The organism is Thermomonas aquatica (assembly GCF_006337105.1).
Lineage (GTDB): Bacteria > Pseudomonadota > Gammaproteobacteria > Xanthomonadales > Xanthomonadaceae > Thermomonas > Thermomonas aquatica.
Window position 1 is genome coordinate 2420693 of record NZ_CP040871.1, and the last position, 14033, is coordinate 2434725.

The window sequence follows — 14033 nt, forward strand, 5'->3', positions numbered from 1 at the left end:
TGCTTGACTAGATAATGAGAATCATTATCATCAATGCCGAACGCCACAGGAGCGCCGCCATGTCCGTGATCGTCCAGCACCGCCCGCGCATTTCGCTGCCTTCCATGCAGCCGGCTGCGCCGGTTGCGGCGCCTGCCGGAAGTGCCGTGGACAGCCAGCGCCTGCTGCAAGGGCGCAGCGAAGTGCTGATCCGCCACGGCAACGAAACCTATCGCCTGCGCCACACCCGCAACGACAAGTTGATCCTGACCAAATAACGGTTGCGACAAACAGAAGCCCCGCATCGCGGGGCTTCGTGGTTCGTGGTCAGTCGACCTTCGGCGGCGGAGGCGGGGCCGGAATCGGTGGCGGTGGCGGGAGTCCGTCGTCCCCGATCACGGTCTTGTTGCCCTTGTCGTCCACGATCACCTGCACGCGCTGCTCGATGCGCTGGCCGTCCTTCGGCATCGCCTGCACCCAGGCCGGCGGCGCATCGCCGGCATCGCCCTCCCACTCGCGGCGCTTGCCGTCCTTGTCGACCATCACGTACTTGCGCTTCTCGATGCGCTGGCCGTCCTTCGGCATCGCCTGCACCCAGGCCGGCGGTGGCTTGCCGTCGTCGTTCCACACCTGCGCCTTGCCGTCCTTGTCGACCAGCACCATCTTGCGGCGCTCGATGGCGCCCGGCATGCCGGGTGCGTGCGGCGCCATCGCCACCCGCGGCAGCGAGAACGGCAACGCCTTCGGCACGTTGACTTGCGCGGTGGCGCGGTTGCGGTCGCGCAGGTACTCCACCGCCACCTTGGTGTCGGCAGGCTGCGCGCGCAGCAGCTCCATCGCCTCGCGCGGATTGCCTACCGGCTTGCCGGCGATCTGCAGGATCACGTCGCCGGCCTGCAGGCCATCCAGATCCTTGCCGGCGCTCAATACCAGCACGCCATGGTCGCTGCCGAAATAACGGCCCAGCCCGGCATCCACCGAGGCCAGGTTCAGGCCGTTCCAGCGGAAGGCCTCGGCCAGCACCGGCAGCTTGCAGTCCTCGCCCTTGCAGTCGCTGCCCAGGCGGATCACTTCGGTGCGCACGTCCGGCGCGACCATCACCCAGTCGGCGCGGTCCTTGCCGCCGGGGGCGGCGATGCGCATGCGGCGTTCCCCGCGCGGCGGCATGCCTTCGATCCGCTCGGCATCGATGTCGATGCGGCCTCCTGGGCCTTCGATGATGCGCACGTCGCCCGCGAAGTCCGGCGCATCGCCGAGACCGGGCAAGACCATCAGGCGGTCGCCGACCCTGGGCGTCAACGCCACCACCTGGATCTTGCCGTCGCGTTCGTAGCCCAGCTTCACCGGAGTCTTCGCATCCAGCGCGGCCAGCCGCTCGCGCACTTCGTCGACGCGCGCCGCGCCGCTGGTGGCCGCGAGCGCCTTGCCGTCGATGCTGACGATGCGGTCGCCGCCCTTCAGCCCGCCAGCGGCGGCGGCGCTGTCCGGGGTGACCCCGGCGATGCGCACGCCGGATCCTTCATCGGGGGCGAGCAGCACGCCGATCACCGGCTTGCGCAACACGCGCTTCTCGATCCGGACCGGTGCGTCGGCGCCGCCGTACCTGCGGTGCAGTTCGGCGAAGCGCTGCGCGGCCTTGTCCAGCTCGGCGCGGGCTTCGTCGAGTTCCTTCTGTTGCGCCGGCGTCGGCGCGGTCTGGGCGATGGCGGCGCCGGCCACGGCCAGGCCAAGTGCCAGCGCAAGCGCGGTTGGCTTGATTGAGCTGCTTTTGTTCGGGATGTTCATGCGGGCCTCGTGGCGATGGTGCGGGTGATGGGGCGTTCGGCTGGCGTCAGTCGATGCTGACCAGCGCGGCGTCGTAGCGCTGGCCGCGCGCGGCATACAAACGGTTGGTGGTTTCGATCCCGACCAGCTGCTGCAGCGCATCCACGCGCTGGCTCCAGAGGTCGGCGCGTTGCGCGTCGCTGAGCCCGGGCTGGATCAGGGTGGCGTCGATGGCGGCGACCCGGGTATCCAGCGCGTCGCTCAACGCGGCGCTGGCGCCGCTGGCGACGCGCTCGTCGCGGGCCAGCGCCAGCAGGCTTTCCAGTTGCGCGGACTGCGCGTACAGCGGTTCCAGGTCGGCATGCGCCGCGGCGCCGCTGGCCGCGATGCGCGCCGCATCGGCCGCTGGCGCGCTCGCGCGAGCCGGGCGTGGCGGCGATGGCATGCGGGTCGGGCGGCCGGGATGGGCGTCCGTTGCCGCCAGATCGGGGTGGGCATCGCCGGCAACCGCGGGAGTTGCCGGCCTGGTCGCGGCAGCCGGGCGCTCGATCGATGCCGGCGTGGCCGAAGTCCGCGGCACGGATGCGGCGGTGGCGCCCCCAGGTTGCGCCGACGGCAGCATCCGCAAGGGAATCGCGACGGCGAGCAGCAGCGATGCCGCGCTCGCCAGCCACAGTGGCCAGCGCGTGCGCGTGCGTGCTGCCGGCACGGGCAGCCGCGCCTGCACGCGTTGCCAGCCGCCTGGCTCCGGCGCTTCCTGCGGCAGGGCGGCGAAGGCGTCGCCCCAGCCGCTGTCGGTGGCGCGCTCGAAGTCGCCGGCATCAGGCATGGGCCTGCTCCTTCTTGTAGGCATGCGTTGAAGCGACCGGTTCCGGCACCTGCAACAGCACCCGCAGGCGGCGGGTTCCGCGCGCGAGTTGCGATTTGCTGAAGCTCACGCTGCGCTGCATCGCCGCGGCGATCTCCTCATGGGTGTAGCCCTCGCCGTGGTACAGCCAGAGCACGCTGCGGGTGGCGTCCGGCAACTCGCCCAGGGCGCGTTGCAGCAGGGCGGCGTCGGCGGCGGCCGGTGGCGGCGGCGCGCGGTCTTCGGCGGTCGCATCGGCATCGACGCCGTCCAGTTCCGATGCCAGCCGGCGTTCGCGGCGCAGCCGCTGCAATGCCTCGTTCACCGCGACCTGGCGCAGCCAGCCCCAGAACGGGCTGCCGCCGTCGCCGCGGAATCCGCCGATGCCCGACCACAGTTTCAACATCGTCTCCTGCAGGACCTCGTCGGCCTCGTTGCGGCTGCCGCAGATGCGCAGCGCCAGGGTGAACACAGGCCGCTCGAAGCGGCGGTAGAGCTGCTCGAACGCGGCCCGCTCCCCGGCCCGCGCACGGGCGAGCAGGGATGGCGGGACGTCGATCGCGAAGCTCGAACCGGTGGCCATGTACCTGTCTGGATGCCGCAACGCGGGAAAGGGTCGCAGCGGGTGTGGAATATCGTCCGCCGGCGGGCGTGCCTATACTCGACCCATTCTTCGGGGAGGACGTTCCATGGGCTCGATACTCGCGCTGGTCGTGCTGTTCGCCGGCATCGTGATCCTGTTCAAGACCGTGCGCATGGTGCCGCAGGGTTACGAATGGACGGTGGAGCGCTTCGGCAAGTACACCCACACCATGAGCCCCGGCCTGCACTTCCTGATGCCGGTGGTGTACGGCGTCGGCCGCAAGATCAACATGATGGAGCAGGTGCTCGACGTCCCCAGCCAGGACGTGATCACCAAGGACAACGCGGTGGTCAAGGTCGACGGCATCGTGTTCTTCCAGGTGCTGGACGCGGCCAAGGCGGCCTACGAGGTCGCCCAGCTGGAAGTCGCCATCCTCAACCTGGTGATGACCAACATCCGCACCGCGATCGGCTCGATGGACCTGGACGAGTCGCTGTCCAAGCGCGACGAGATCAACGCCAAGGTGCTGGTCGCGGTCGACCAGGCCACCCATCCGTGGGGGTTGAAGGTCAACCGCATCGAACTGAAGGACATCCAGCCGCCGCGCGACCTGGTCGATTCGATGGCGCGGCAGATGAAGGCCGAACGCGAGAAGCGCGCCAACATCCTCGAGGCCGAGGGCTTCCGCCAGGCCGCGATCCTCAAGGCCGAGGGCGAGAAGCAGTCGGTGATCCTGGAAGCCGAGGGCAGCAAGGAAGCCGCGTTCCGCGCCGCCGAGGCGCGCGAGCGCCTGGCCGAGGCCGAAGCCAAGGCGACGCAACTGGTCTCCGACGCGATCTCCGGCGGCAACGTGCAGGCGATCAACTACTTCGTGGCGCAGAAGTACATCGAGGCGTTCAAGTCGCTGGCCGAGGCGCCGAACCAGAAGTTCGTGATGATGCCGATGGAATCGACGGGCGTGATCGGCTCGCTGGGCGGCATCGCCGAGCTGGCCAAGGAAGCGATGGAACGCCCGAAGGCAGGGGGCTGAGCCATGCGCTGGGACGTGTTCGCATGGGCGGCGTTCGCGCTGCTGCTGTTCGCCGCGGAGGCGCTGGCGCCCGGTGCCTTCATGCTGTGGCTGGGCTTCGCCGCTGCGGCGGTGTTCCTGGTCGTGCTGCTGGTGCCGGTGCAGATCCCGGTGCTGGCGCAGGCCGCCGCGTTCGTGCTGCTGGGCTTCGCCTCGATCCAGGTCTACCGCAAGTGGTTCCGCGGCCGCGAGCGCGAGAGCGACCAGCCGGCGCTGAACCGTCGCAGCGCGGCGCTGGTCGGGCGGGTGGTGTCGCTGGAGCGGGCGATCGTCGATGGCCGTGGCCGCGTGCAGATCGCCGACGCCTACTGGGAAGTGACCGGCCCGGAACTGCCCGAAGGCGCGGCGGTGCGGATCGTCGGCGGCGATGCGATGACCCTGCAGGTCGAGCAGGCCTGACCGGCCCGGGCGCGCCGCATACCCGCGCGTAGGGCGGGCGGCGTCTGGGATAATGCCCGCCCCCCGCAGGCAGGCAGCCCGATGACCCGCAAGACCGTACTCAACGAGACCCACCGCGCGCTCGGCGCGAAGATGGTCGATTTCGGCGGCTGGGACATGCCGATCCACTACGGCTCGCAACTCGACGAGCACCACCTGGTGCGTCGCGACGCCGGCATGTTCGACGTCTCGCACATGACCGTGGTCGACCTGACCGGCGCGCGCACCCGCGAATTCCTCCGCCACCTCGTCGCCAACTCGGTCGACAAGCTGCAGAAGCCGGGCAAGGCGCTGTACACCGCGATGCTCAACCCGCAGGGCGGGGTGATCGACGACCTGATCGTCTACTTCATGTCCGAGGACTGGTTCCGGCTGGTGGTGAACGCCGCCACCCGCGACAAGGACCTCGCGTGGATCACCGCCCAGGCTGCGGCCTTCGGCGTCGAAGTGAAGGAGCGCCCGGAGTTCGGCATGGTCGCGGTGCAGGGCCCGACCGCGCGCGAAAAGGTGATTGGCCTGCTGCGCGAGGAAGACCGCGCGCCGGTATCGAAGCTGCTGCGCTTCTCCGCGCGCGAGGCAAAGACCGTCGGCGGCGTCGAGGTGTTCGTCGCCCGCACCGGCTACACCGGCGAGGACGGCTTCGAGGTGATCGTGCCGGAAGCGCAGACCGTCGCGTTCTGGAACGAACTGCTCGCCGCCGGAGTGAAGCCCGCCGGGCTCGGCGCGCGCGACACCCTGCGCCTGGAGGCCGGCATGAACCTGTACGGCCAGGACATGGACGACACCGTCTCGCCGTTCGAGGCCGCGCTGGCCTGGACCGTCGCGCTGGACGGCAATGCCGATGGGGAGCCGCGCGCCTTCATCGGCCGCGCCGCGCTGGAAGCGCAGCAGGCGGCGGGCGTGCCGCGGCAGATGATCGGCCTGGTGATGGACGAGAAGGGCGTGCTGCGCCACGGCCAGAAGGTGCTGACCGCGAACGGCGACGGCGAGATCCTGTCGGGCACGTTCTCGCCCAGCATCGGCAAGGCGATCGCCTTCGCCCGCGTGCCGGCCGGCGAACCCGGCGACGTGCGCGTGGACATCCGCGGCAAGGAAATCCCGGTGCGCGTGGTCAAGTTCCCGTTCGTCAGGGAAGGCAAGGTGCAGGACGGCATCCTGTGAACGCCGCAGGTGAATTTCCGCCCCAAGCTTCGCTAGACTTTCCACATTCCCCCTACACACAGCTCGACTGGAGCCAGCAATGAGCGAGATCCCCGGCGACCTCAAGTTCCTCAAGTCCCACGAATGGGCCCGCGTCGAAGGCGACGGCAAGGTCACCATCGGCATCTCCGACCACGCGCAGGGCCTGCTCGGCGACCTGGTCTACGTCGAACTGCCGAACGTCGGCGACACCGTCCAGGCCGGCAACGCCTGCGCCGTGGTGGAGTCGGTGAAGGCCGCGTCCGACGTGTACGCGCCGGTCAGCGGCACGGTGGTCGAGGTCAACAGCGCGCTGGCCGACAAGCCGGAGACGATCAACGAAGACGCCTACGGCGACGGCTGGTTGTTCACCCTGGCGATCGACGATGCCGAGCAGCTCAACGAGTTGCTGAGCCCGGACGACTACGCCGAACTGCTGGAAGACGAAGACCACTGACGCGTCCTCGCGGCCAGCTTCGATGCATCGGAACCCGCGGCGGAAACGCCGCGGGTTCTTCGTTTCCGGATGCGCGCGATCCGCGAAGGACGATCGGCGCGGAAAAGTTCGCGCATTTTTCGCGCAAACCGGCTTGTGCGACGCGCAAAGCGCGGCGATGCCGCAGCTTCGTCGCGCAGCGTTCCGTTTCCGCGCGGCCGGTGCCCGAGTGCCGTTCCGGCGTCGCGGGTTGCGTGCGCGGCGCGTGCGTTCGCGCGCTTGCCGCATCGAGAAAACATTCGTTTTCCCGATATTTTTCGCGATGCGGATGATCCATGCGTCGAATCGCGCGCGCGTCGCGAACGCCTTGCCGCGCGCACCGGGCGGATGCGGTCGCCGCGCTCGTGTCGCGGGCGCGGATTTTTTTTTGCGACAGGTTGTTGACAGTTGAAAAAACCGTGATTAGGTTTCGCCCAGCAGATGTTTCCTGCAGAAGCGAGTGATAAAACACAACGCGATCATCGGCGGCACGACACGCACCTCCACCCGCATCATCAAACGGTGGACGTCGGCATCGCATCCTCCGCCGAATCAGGAAGCGCCCATGGTCGAAACCTGCTGCGTCCATCGCCGCGGGTTTTTTGTTGGGCGCGGGACGTCTAGGGCGGCATTGCGATGGATCGCAGGCCGCCAATCCATCCGACCGGTGCGCCTGGCGCGTCGGCGGTCGATCGCGGGTCCGATACCCGTGGTGTCTTTTGAAACTGGGCTTTACCGATATACCCATTGACGAGGAGCCATACCATGGCCGTTAAGAAAGCTGCAAAGAAGGCTGCGAAGAAGCCGGCCGCCAAGAAGGCGGCGAAGAAGGTCGCGAAGAAGCCTGCTGCGAAGAAGGCTGCGAAGAAGGTTGCCAAGAAGAAGCCGGCCGCCAAGAAGGCCGTGAAGAAGGTCGCGAAGAAGCCCGCCGCCAAGAAGGCTGCGAAGAAGGTCGCGAAGAAGCCTGCTGCGAAGAAGGCTGCCAAGAAGGTCGCGAAGAAGCCCGCCGCCAAGAAGGCTGCGAAGAAGCCCGCCGCCAAGAAGGCCGCGAAGAAGCCTGCCGCCAAGAAGGCTGCGAAGAAGCCTGCCGCCAAGAAGGCTGCGAAGAAGGCCAAGCCGGTCGCTATGCCGGCGATGCCCGCTCCGATGATGTAAGACGCACTGGCCGGGACATCCGGCCAGGCAGTCGCTGCACCCTGAAGGCCCTTCCCGTTGCCCAGGCGGGAGGGGTTTCTTTTTTGTGGCGAGGCACGGCCAGCGCGCGTTGCGCACGCCGGGCAGCGGGCTGCGCCTGCGATGGATCGCGGTTGCGGATTCGAAGCGCAGTCCGGCCCGGCAGGGCGAACCTTCGAGCTGCCTGCCGGCTTATTCCGGAGATGCGCTCGCCGCCGAAGCATCGACGCCCGCGGGGGTCGCGGGCTGGTTGGCATACATCGTCGGTTCCGGGGCCACCACTTCCTCGTCCAGCCATTGGCCGCCCGCAAGGCCGAGGGCGCTGTCGATGATGGTCGGCAACAGGCCGGAAGGCAGGGCGCTTTCGCTGTTCCACAGGATCGCGATGCCGAGGTCGCGGTCCGGCAACAGGGCCATCGCGCCGCGATAGCCCTGCACGGCACCGCCGTGGAAGACCAGGTCGTGGCCGGCGTAGTCGAACACCCGCCAGCCGAGCGCGTAGCCGGCGGAACTCAGGCGGGTGCGCCGCCAGGCCGCACCGCGCAGTTCGCCGGGCGTCGCGATCAAGGGCGCATGCAGGGTGGCCAGCAGCGGTGCCGGCAACACGTCCGGGCGATGCCCGGTTTGCGCGATCAGGTACTGCGCCATGTCGCTGATGCTGGCGTTCACGCCTGCGGCCGGCGCGACCCGGTAGTAATTGGGCTTGGGCATCAGCGGCACCCAGCCGCCGCCGCCGCGCACGTGCGGCTTGGCCCAGCGTGCGCTCGCCTCGATGCCTTCTAGGCCGTAGCTGGCGTCGTGCATGCCCAGCGGCTTGAAGATGCGGCGCGCCACTTCCTCGCTGTAGAACTGGCCGGTGGCGGCGAACACCACGTCGCCGACCAGGCTGAAGGCCACGTTCTGGTAGGCGTAGCACTCGCCCGGCGCGCAGGTCATCGGCGCCGTGGCCATCTTCATGGTCAGTGCATGGAAATCCGCGTTGCCTTCCAGGTCGCGGTCGTAGGCGTTGTGGGTCAGGCCGGTGCGGTGGCTGAGCAGGTCGGCGACGGTGACCTGCTGGGCGGCGTCCGGCGACGACAGCCTGAAGCTCGGCACGTAGTCGGTGAGCCGGCTGTCCCAGCGCAGCACGCCATCGTTGACCAGCATGCCGGTGACGGTGCCGGCGAAGGACTTGGACAGGGATGCGAGGCGGAACACGGTATGCGCGTCCACCGGCTCGCCGTTGCGCGCGTCGGTGACGCCGTAACCGCGCGCGCTGAGCACGCGGCCGTTCTGCACGATGGCGACCGCCAGCCCGGGGATGCGTCCGCCGGCGACCAGCTGCTGGGCAATGGCTTCGAAATTGCGCACGTCCAGCGGCGGCGTCGCGGCCGGGATTCCCGACGGCGCGGCTTGCGCGATGGCAGGCGACGGCGTTGCGGTTCCCTGCCATTTCAGTCCGCCCTGCGCGGCCGAACCGAGGGCCATGGGCAGCAGCGCGGCGACCAGTCCGATGCGCCAGGCCTGCCGAGTGCTGCTGTCTTTCATCGGCCTTGCCCCCTGCGTATGCTTCATTGGCGCCCGATTCTAGCGCCTGTTTCCACGATTGCATGAATGAGGGGAGCTTTGATGCTTACGCTGCTGATATTGCTGGTGATTGTGGCCGCCGTCGCATTCTGGGGCGTGGGCATCTACAACGGGCTGGTGACCGCGCGGAATGCATACAGGAACGCCTTCGCGCAGATCGACGTGCAGCTGCAGCGCCGCTTCGACCTGATCCCGAACCTGGTCGAGGTGGCGAAGAAATACATGGCGCACGAACGCGAGACGCTGGAGGCGGTGGTCGCCGCGCGTTCCGCCGCGCAGTCCGGCCTGTCCGCAGCCAAGGCGAACCCGGGCGATCCGGACGCGATGGCGCAACTCGCCGCCGCGCAGGGCCAGCTCAATGCAGGGCTCGGCCGCCTGCTGGCGGTGGCGGAGGCCTATCCGGACCTCAAGGCCAACCAGAACATGCTGCAGCTCACCGAAGAGCTGACCAGCACCGAGAACAAGGTCGCGTTCGCGCGCCAGGCGTTCAACGATTCGGTGATGGGCTACAACAACAGGCGCGAGGCGTTCCCGGGCAACCTCTTCGCCGGCATGTTCGGTTTCGCCGCTGCCACCTTGCTCGAAATCCCGGTCGACAAGCGCGACCAGGCGCGCGAAGCGCCGAAGGTGTCCTTCTGATCCCGCCGTTCCCTCTTCCCTCGTGGAAGAGGGTGGTCGCGGGCCGGGGCAGGGGCGCATGAATTTCTTCGAGCGACAGGCCGCCGCACGGCGCGTTTCATCGCGGCTGGTGATCCTGTTCGCACTGGCGGTGGCCGGCATCGTGATCGCGGTGGACGCCGCCGCCTACGTCGCCACCGGCTCGGCCAATGCGCTGCTGTTCGCCACGCTCGCCACCCTGGCGGTGATCGGCTTCGGCTCGATGTACCGCATCGCCAGCCTGCGCGGCGGCGGCGAGCCGGTCGCGCTGCAGATGGGCGGGGTGCCGGTGCCCGAGGACACCACCGATCCCAACCTGCGCCGGCTGCGCAACGTGGTCGAGGAAATCGCGATCGCCTCCGGCGTGCCGGTGCCGAAGGTCTACGTGCTGGAGCACGAAGCCGCGATCAACGCCTTCGCCGCCGGCTATTCGACCTCGGACGCGGTGGTCGCGGTCACCCGCGGTGCGCTCGAGCGGCTCAACCGCGACGAGCTGCAGGGCGTGATCGCCCACGAGTTCAGCCACATCCTCAACGGCGACATGCGCCTCAACATCCGCCTGATCGGGGTGCTGTTCGGGATCCTGATGATCGGCCTGATCGGCCGCAAGATCCTCGTGCATTCGCGTTTCGGCGGGCGCGACCGGGGCGCCGTCGCCGTGCTGGGCGCGGCGCTCGTGGCGATGGCCGTCGGCTACGTCGGCCTGTTCTTCGGGCGCATGATCAAGGCCGGCGTGAGCCGTTCGCGCGAGACCCTGGCCGACGCCAGCGCGGTGCAGTTCACCCGGCAGACGCAGGGGCTGAGCGGCGCGTTGAAGAAGATCGGCGGGCTGCACGAAGGCGCGAAGTTGAACGATCGCGGCGATGCCGAGGAAGTCAGCCACATGCTGTTCGGCGACGGCGTCGGCTTCTCCGGCCTGTTCGCCACCCATCCGCCGCTGCTCAAGCGCATCCAGGCGCTGGAGCCGTCGTTCAGCGGCGAGGAACTGGAGCGCCTGCAGGCGAAGTGGTTCGCGTCCCCGCCGGACGGGATGCAGGAAGACCTCGCGATGGGGCTGGATGCCGGCAGCGGTTCGCGCCTGCCGGGCGCCATGCAGGAGATCGCCGTCGCCCCGCCGATGGTCGCCGCGCAGGTCGCCGCGCCCGCCGCGGACGACTACAGGCGCGCCGACGCCATCGCCAGCACCATCCCCGATGCCTTGCGCGACCTCGCCAAGCAACGCGATGCGGTGATGCCCCTGCTGCTGGGCCTGCTGCTGGCCGACGACGAAGCCCTCGCCGATCGCCAGCGCGGCGAGATCGCCGCGCGCATGGGCGAAGGCGCGGCCGATTACGCCGCGCGCATCCACCAGCAACTGCTCGCCGACCTGCACCCGATGCTGCGCCTGCCGCTTGCGGCGCTGGCGTTCCCGGTGCTGCGCCTGCGGCCGCGCCCGGACCTCGAGCGTTTCCTCGACTGCGTGTTCGCCGTGGTCAACGCGGACGGGCAGGTGTCGCTGTTCGAGTACTGCCTGGGCCGGCTGTTGACGGTGCAGGTGATCGAATCGCTCGATCCCTCGCGCTACGCACGCTTCGGCCGGCGCAAGCCCGGCAACGTGCGCAACGAATTCGCCACCCTGCTGGCGGTGGTGGCGCAGGCCGGGCACGAGGACGCGGCCTCCGCGCAGCGCGCCTACCTCGCCGGACTGCAGCGCGTGTTGCCGCGCGACCACCTGCCCTATGCGCCGCCTGCCAATGGCGTGCTGGCGCTGGACGCGGTGTGGGAGCCGCTGGACGCGCTGGATCCGCTGGCCAAGCAGGCGATGGTGGAGGCGATCACCGCCGCGGTGAGCCACGACGGCCGGGTCAGCGTGGCCGAGGCGGAACTGCTGCGCACCATCTGCGGGGTGCTGCATTGCCCGCTGCCGCCGATGCTGGAAAGAGCATGAGGCCGACATGAACGAAACCAGTTCGTTTTTCCGCTGGGTATACCGCCTGCTCGCGATGGCTGGATTGGCGCTCGCATTGCTGATCGGATACGTGGCCTACAACGTGTATGCGGACAGCGCGCGATGGAGAAACAATCGAACAGTGGAGGTGCCGAAACGGGATGAGTCCGGTGTTCCGTCCACGGAGAAATTGCGTTTCGCCGATCTCGAAACAATCGCTGGCCCGAACACCCACATGGTCCGGGTCATTGCGGAGCAGGAGGGACGCGGCAGTTCGTTCTCTGGCAGCTATGACGCCTCCGCAACGCGCAACCTGATTTTCCTCGATCCCGGCTATGGCGAGGCGCGGTGGCTGTTCGCGGACAACAGGGCATTGATCGGGCGCATCGAAAAACTGTGCGCTTGTGAAGTCCAGGACGGGAAACCCGTATTCGCCATCTACCTGGAAGTACGCAACCGCGATACCGACGGTAATCGTCTCATCGACAGGAGCGATTTGGTGCAACCGGCGATCGTGCTGCCTGATGGGAGTGGCTACCGGACGTTGATGACGCCGGTTCGCGAGGTTCTCGATGCCGATGCATCCGGCGATGGGAACAGTTTCGGATTGCTGGTGAACACCGGCGCCGCAATCGTCTACCGCGAATTCGGCACCGGCGACTGGAAATTGCGTTCCGAGCGGGAGCTGACGCGTATCGGTGCGCAGGAAACGCGCTGATCAAGCCGCCTTGATCAGGTCCGCCGCGCGCTCCGCGATCATGATCGTCGGCGCGTTGGTGTTGCCGCCCGGCAGGGTCGGCATCACCGAGGCGTCGACCACGCGCAGGCCCTCGACGCCGCGCACCCGCAGCGACGCATCGACCACCGAGGCGTCGTCGTCGCCCATCCGGCAGGTGCCGACCGGGTGGTACACGGATTCGGCCTTGGCGCGGATGAACTCGACCAGCTCGGCATCCGACAGGTCGCCGCGCTTGGGGAAGATCGGCGTGCCGCGATAGGGATCGAACGCGCGCTGGGCGAAGATCGAGCGCGAGATCTTCGCGCATTCGAGCATCATCCTGAGGTCGAAACCTTCGGCGTCGCCGAGGTAGTTCGGTTCGATGCGCGGCTTGTCGCCGGCGCGGGCGCTGGCCAGCGACAGCCGGCCGCGGCTGCGCGGGCGCAGGAAGCAGGCGTGCAGGGTGTAGCCGTCGCCGGGCAGGCGGTTGCGGCCGTGGTCGTCCAGCATCGCCGGCACGAAATGGAACTGGATGTCGGCGCGCTCGTCCGGCGCCAGCGGCGAGCGGAAGAAGCCGCCGGCTTCGGCGATGTTGCTGCTGCCGGCGCCGCGGTGGCCGCGCAGGAAGTAGTCGAACGCCATCTTCGGTTCGTTGATGCGGTCGTAGGTGATGCGCCGGGTCGAGTGCTGCAGGGTGCAGATGTCGAGGTGGTCCTGCAGGTTGCCGCCGACGCCGGCCGCATCGTGCAGCACGTCGATGCCGAGGCTGCGCAGCTGGTCGGCGGGGCCGATGCCGGACAGCATCAGGGTCTGCGGCGAGTTGATCGCGCCGCCGCACAGGATCACTTCGCGCGCGGCCGAGGCCCGCGCCGGCTTGCCGTGCAGTGCATAACGCACGCCGCTGGCGCGGCGGCCATCGAAACCGATCCGCTCGACCATCGCGCCGGTATGCACGGAGAGGTTGGGCCGCGACTTCGCCGGGTTGAGGTAGGCGACCGCGGAGGAGCAACGCGCGCCGTCGCGCTGGGTCACCTGGTACAGGCCGACGCCTTCCTGCCGCGCGCCGTTGAAGTCGCCGTTGCCGGGGATGCCGGCCTGGGTGGCGGCTTCGATGAAGACCTGCGACAGCGGGTTGTGGTGGCGCAGGTCGTTGACGCTGAGCGGGCCATCGGCGCCATGCAGGGCATCGCCGCCGCGGCCGTTGCCTTCCGCGCGCTTGAAGTAGGGCAGCACCGCATCCCAGCCCCAGCCGGAGGCGGCCTGCGCCCACTCGTCGTAATCGCGGGCGGCGCCGCGGATGTAGCACATCGCGTTGATCGAGCTGGAACCGCCCAGCACCTTGCCGCGCGGCCACCACAGGCGGCGGTTGCCGAGCTGCGGCACCGGTGCGGTCTCGTAGTCCCAGTTCACGCCCTTCTTGCCGACCAGCTTGGCCAGGCCCGCGGGCATGTGGATGAAGGGATGCCAGTCGCGCGGGCCGGCTTCCAGCAGCAGCACCTTGGTGGCGGGGTCTTCGGACAGGCGGTTGGCGAGCACGCAGCCGGCGGAGCCGGCGCCGATGATGATGTAGTCGAACATGCTGTCCAAAAGCCGGTGCCGCCCTGCTGCAGTGACCCGGCGACGCTATTCGCCATCGCTAGAGCAAATGCTCGGTGGCA

The 14033-nt window shown here is 68.7% G+C and carries 15 protein-coding genes; 10 read left to right on the forward strand and 5 right to left on the reverse strand.

Annotation, left to right across the window (positions count from 1 at the left end; translation table 11 throughout):
- The first annotated feature begins 59 nt into the window (after nt 1-59).
- Nucleotides 60-257: a hemin uptake protein HemP gene (locus FHQ07_RS11410; protein WP_139716920.1), complete on the forward strand. Its 198-nt coding sequence runs from the start codon at nt 60-62 to the stop codon at nt 255-257.
- Between the two features lie 49 nt (nt 258-306).
- Here the strand turns inward: FHQ07_RS11410 and FHQ07_RS11415 are convergent, their stop codons facing one another.
- Genes FHQ07_RS11415 through FHQ07_RS11425 form a run of 3 tightly spaced genes read right to left on the reverse strand, consistent with a single transcriptional unit; the run spans nt 307 to nt 3173 of the window.
- Entirely contained in the window at nt 307-1764 is a 1458-nt protein-coding gene (locus tag FHQ07_RS11415; RefSeq protein ID WP_168191549.1) for a PDZ domain-containing protein, read from the reverse strand.
- Between the two features lie 46 nt (nt 1765-1810).
- Nucleotides 1811-2572 carry a hypothetical protein gene (locus tag FHQ07_RS11420; protein WP_139716922.1) on the reverse strand — a complete coding sequence of 254 codons (762 nt, stop codon included), beginning with the start codon at nt 2570-2572 and terminating at the stop codon, nt 1811-1813.
- The gene (locus FHQ07_RS11425) at nt 2565-3173 is read right to left on the reverse strand and encodes an RNA polymerase sigma factor (protein ID WP_139716923.1); all 609 of its coding nucleotides are present in this window, start codon (nt 3171-3173) and stop codon (nt 2565-2567) included. Before FHQ07_RS11425 ends, FHQ07_RS11420 begins: the two co-directional genes overlap by 8 nt.
- A gap of 106 nt (nt 3174-3279) precedes the next feature.
- Between FHQ07_RS11425 and FHQ07_RS11430 the strand changes: the two genes are divergently transcribed.
- The 6 genes from FHQ07_RS11430 (at nt 3280) to FHQ07_RS11455 (ending at nt 7489) form a co-directional block, all read left to right on the forward strand.
- Complete coding sequence (locus FHQ07_RS11430) at nt 3280-4203, forward strand: SPFH domain-containing protein (protein WP_139716924.1); 924 nt, start codon at nt 3280-3282, stop codon at nt 4201-4203.
- Between the two features lie 3 nt (nt 4204-4206).
- Nucleotides 4207-4641 carry an NfeD family protein gene (locus tag FHQ07_RS11435; RefSeq protein ID WP_139716925.1) on the forward strand — a complete coding sequence of 145 codons (435 nt, stop codon included), beginning with the start codon at nt 4207-4209 and terminating at the stop codon, nt 4639-4641.
- 81 nt (nt 4642-4722) lie between these two features.
- Nucleotides 4723-5841 (forward strand): glycine cleavage system aminomethyltransferase GcvT, encoded by a 1119-nt coding sequence (gene gcvT / locus FHQ07_RS11440; protein ID WP_139716926.1) that lies wholly within the window; start codon nt 4723-4725, stop codon nt 5839-5841.
- A gap of 79 nt (nt 5842-5920) precedes the next feature.
- Entirely contained in the window at nt 5921-6316 is a 396-nt protein-coding gene (gcvH, locus tag FHQ07_RS11445; RefSeq protein WP_139716927.1) for a glycine cleavage system protein GcvH, read from the forward strand.
- A gap of 22 nt (nt 6317-6338) precedes the next feature.
- Nucleotides 6339-6746: a hypothetical protein gene (locus FHQ07_RS11450; protein ID WP_139716928.1), complete on the forward strand. Its 408-nt coding sequence runs from the start codon at nt 6339-6341 to the stop codon at nt 6744-6746.
- A 335-nt stretch (nt 6747-7081) separates the two neighbouring features.
- Nucleotides 7082-7489: a hypothetical protein gene (locus FHQ07_RS11455; protein ID WP_206202383.1), complete on the forward strand. Its 408-nt coding sequence runs from the start codon at nt 7082-7084 to the stop codon at nt 7487-7489.
- A 210-nt stretch (nt 7490-7699) separates the two neighbouring features.
- Here FHQ07_RS11455 and FHQ07_RS11460 read toward each other — a convergent pair whose 3' ends face one another.
- The gene (locus FHQ07_RS11460) at nt 7700-9034 is read right to left on the reverse strand and encodes a serine hydrolase domain-containing protein (protein WP_139716929.1); all 1335 of its coding nucleotides are present in this window, start codon (nt 9032-9034) and stop codon (nt 7700-7702) included.
- 81 nt (nt 9035-9115) lie between these two features.
- Here FHQ07_RS11460 and FHQ07_RS11465 point away from each other — a divergent pair, with 81 nt between their 5' ends.
- From FHQ07_RS11465 to FHQ07_RS11475, 3 genes are read left to right on the forward strand one after another with little or no spacing between them, the layout of a single operon-like run.
- Nucleotides 9116-9712: a LemA family protein gene (locus FHQ07_RS11465; protein ID WP_240703480.1), complete on the forward strand. Its 597-nt coding sequence runs from the start codon at nt 9116-9118 to the stop codon at nt 9710-9712.
- Between the two features lie 58 nt (nt 9713-9770).
- Nucleotides 9771-11657: a M48 family metallopeptidase gene (locus FHQ07_RS11470; protein WP_139716931.1), complete on the forward strand. Its 1887-nt coding sequence runs from the start codon at nt 9771-9773 to the stop codon at nt 11655-11657.
- A gap of 7 nt (nt 11658-11664) precedes the next feature.
- Complete coding sequence (locus FHQ07_RS11475) at nt 11665-12375, forward strand: hypothetical protein (protein WP_139716932.1); 711 nt, start codon at nt 11665-11667, stop codon at nt 12373-12375.
- Here FHQ07_RS11475 and FHQ07_RS11480 read toward each other — a convergent pair whose 3' ends face one another.
- Nucleotides 12376-13953, reverse strand: coding sequence for a GMC family oxidoreductase (locus FHQ07_RS11480; protein ID WP_139716933.1), 1578 nt, complete (start codon nt 13951-13953; stop codon nt 12376-12378).
- Between the last annotated feature and the right edge of the window lie 80 nt (nt 13954-14033).

Excerpts from the sequence above, each read along its gene's own strand:
- FHQ07_RS11410 (WP_139716920.1), top strand. The coding sequence starts at position 60 with ATGTCCGTGATCGTCCAGCACCGCCCGCGCATTTCGCTGCCTTCCATG.
- FHQ07_RS11480 (WP_139716933.1), bottom strand. The coding sequence starts at position 13,953 with ATGTTCGACTACATCATCATCGGCGCCGGCTCCGCCGGCTGCGTGCTC.
- FHQ07_RS11430 (WP_139716924.1), top strand. The coding sequence starts at position 3,280 with ATGGGCTCGATACTCGCGCTGGTCGTGCTGTTCGCCGGCATCGTGATC.
- gcvT (WP_139716926.1), top strand. The coding sequence starts at position 4,723 with ATGACCCGCAAGACCGTACTCAACGAGACCCACCGCGCGCTCGGCGCG.
- FHQ07_RS11425 (WP_139716923.1), bottom strand. The coding sequence starts at position 3,173 with ATGGCCACCGGTTCGAGCTTCGCGATCGACGTCCCGCCATCCCTGCTC.
- FHQ07_RS11475 (WP_139716932.1), top strand. The coding sequence starts at position 11,665 with ATGAACGAAACCAGTTCGTTTTTCCGCTGGGTATACCGCCTGCTCGCG.
- FHQ07_RS11450 (WP_139716928.1), top strand. The coding sequence starts at position 6,339 with ATGCATCGGAACCCGCGGCGGAAACGCCGCGGGTTCTTCGTTTCCGGA.
- FHQ07_RS11470 (WP_139716931.1), top strand. The coding sequence starts at position 9,771 with ATGAATTTCTTCGAGCGACAGGCCGCCGCACGGCGCGTTTCATCGCGG.
- FHQ07_RS11435 (WP_139716925.1), top strand. The coding sequence starts at position 4,207 with ATGCGCTGGGACGTGTTCGCATGGGCGGCGTTCGCGCTGCTGCTGTTC.
- FHQ07_RS11420 (WP_139716922.1), bottom strand. The coding sequence starts at position 2,572 with ATGCCTGATGCCGGCGACTTCGAGCGCGCCACCGACAGCGGCTGGGGC.
- gcvH (WP_139716927.1), top strand. The coding sequence starts at position 5,921 with ATGAGCGAGATCCCCGGCGACCTCAAGTTCCTCAAGTCCCACGAATGG.
- FHQ07_RS11460 (WP_139716929.1), bottom strand. The coding sequence starts at position 9,034 with ATGAAAGACAGCAGCACTCGGCAGGCCTGGCGCATCGGACTGGTCGCC.
- FHQ07_RS11415 (WP_168191549.1), bottom strand. The coding sequence starts at position 1,764 with ATGAACATCCCGAACAAAAGCAGCTCAATCAAGCCAACCGCGCTTGCG.
- FHQ07_RS11465 (WP_240703480.1), top strand. The coding sequence starts at position 9,116 with ATGCTTACGCTGCTGATATTGCTGGTGATTGTGGCCGCCGTCGCATTC.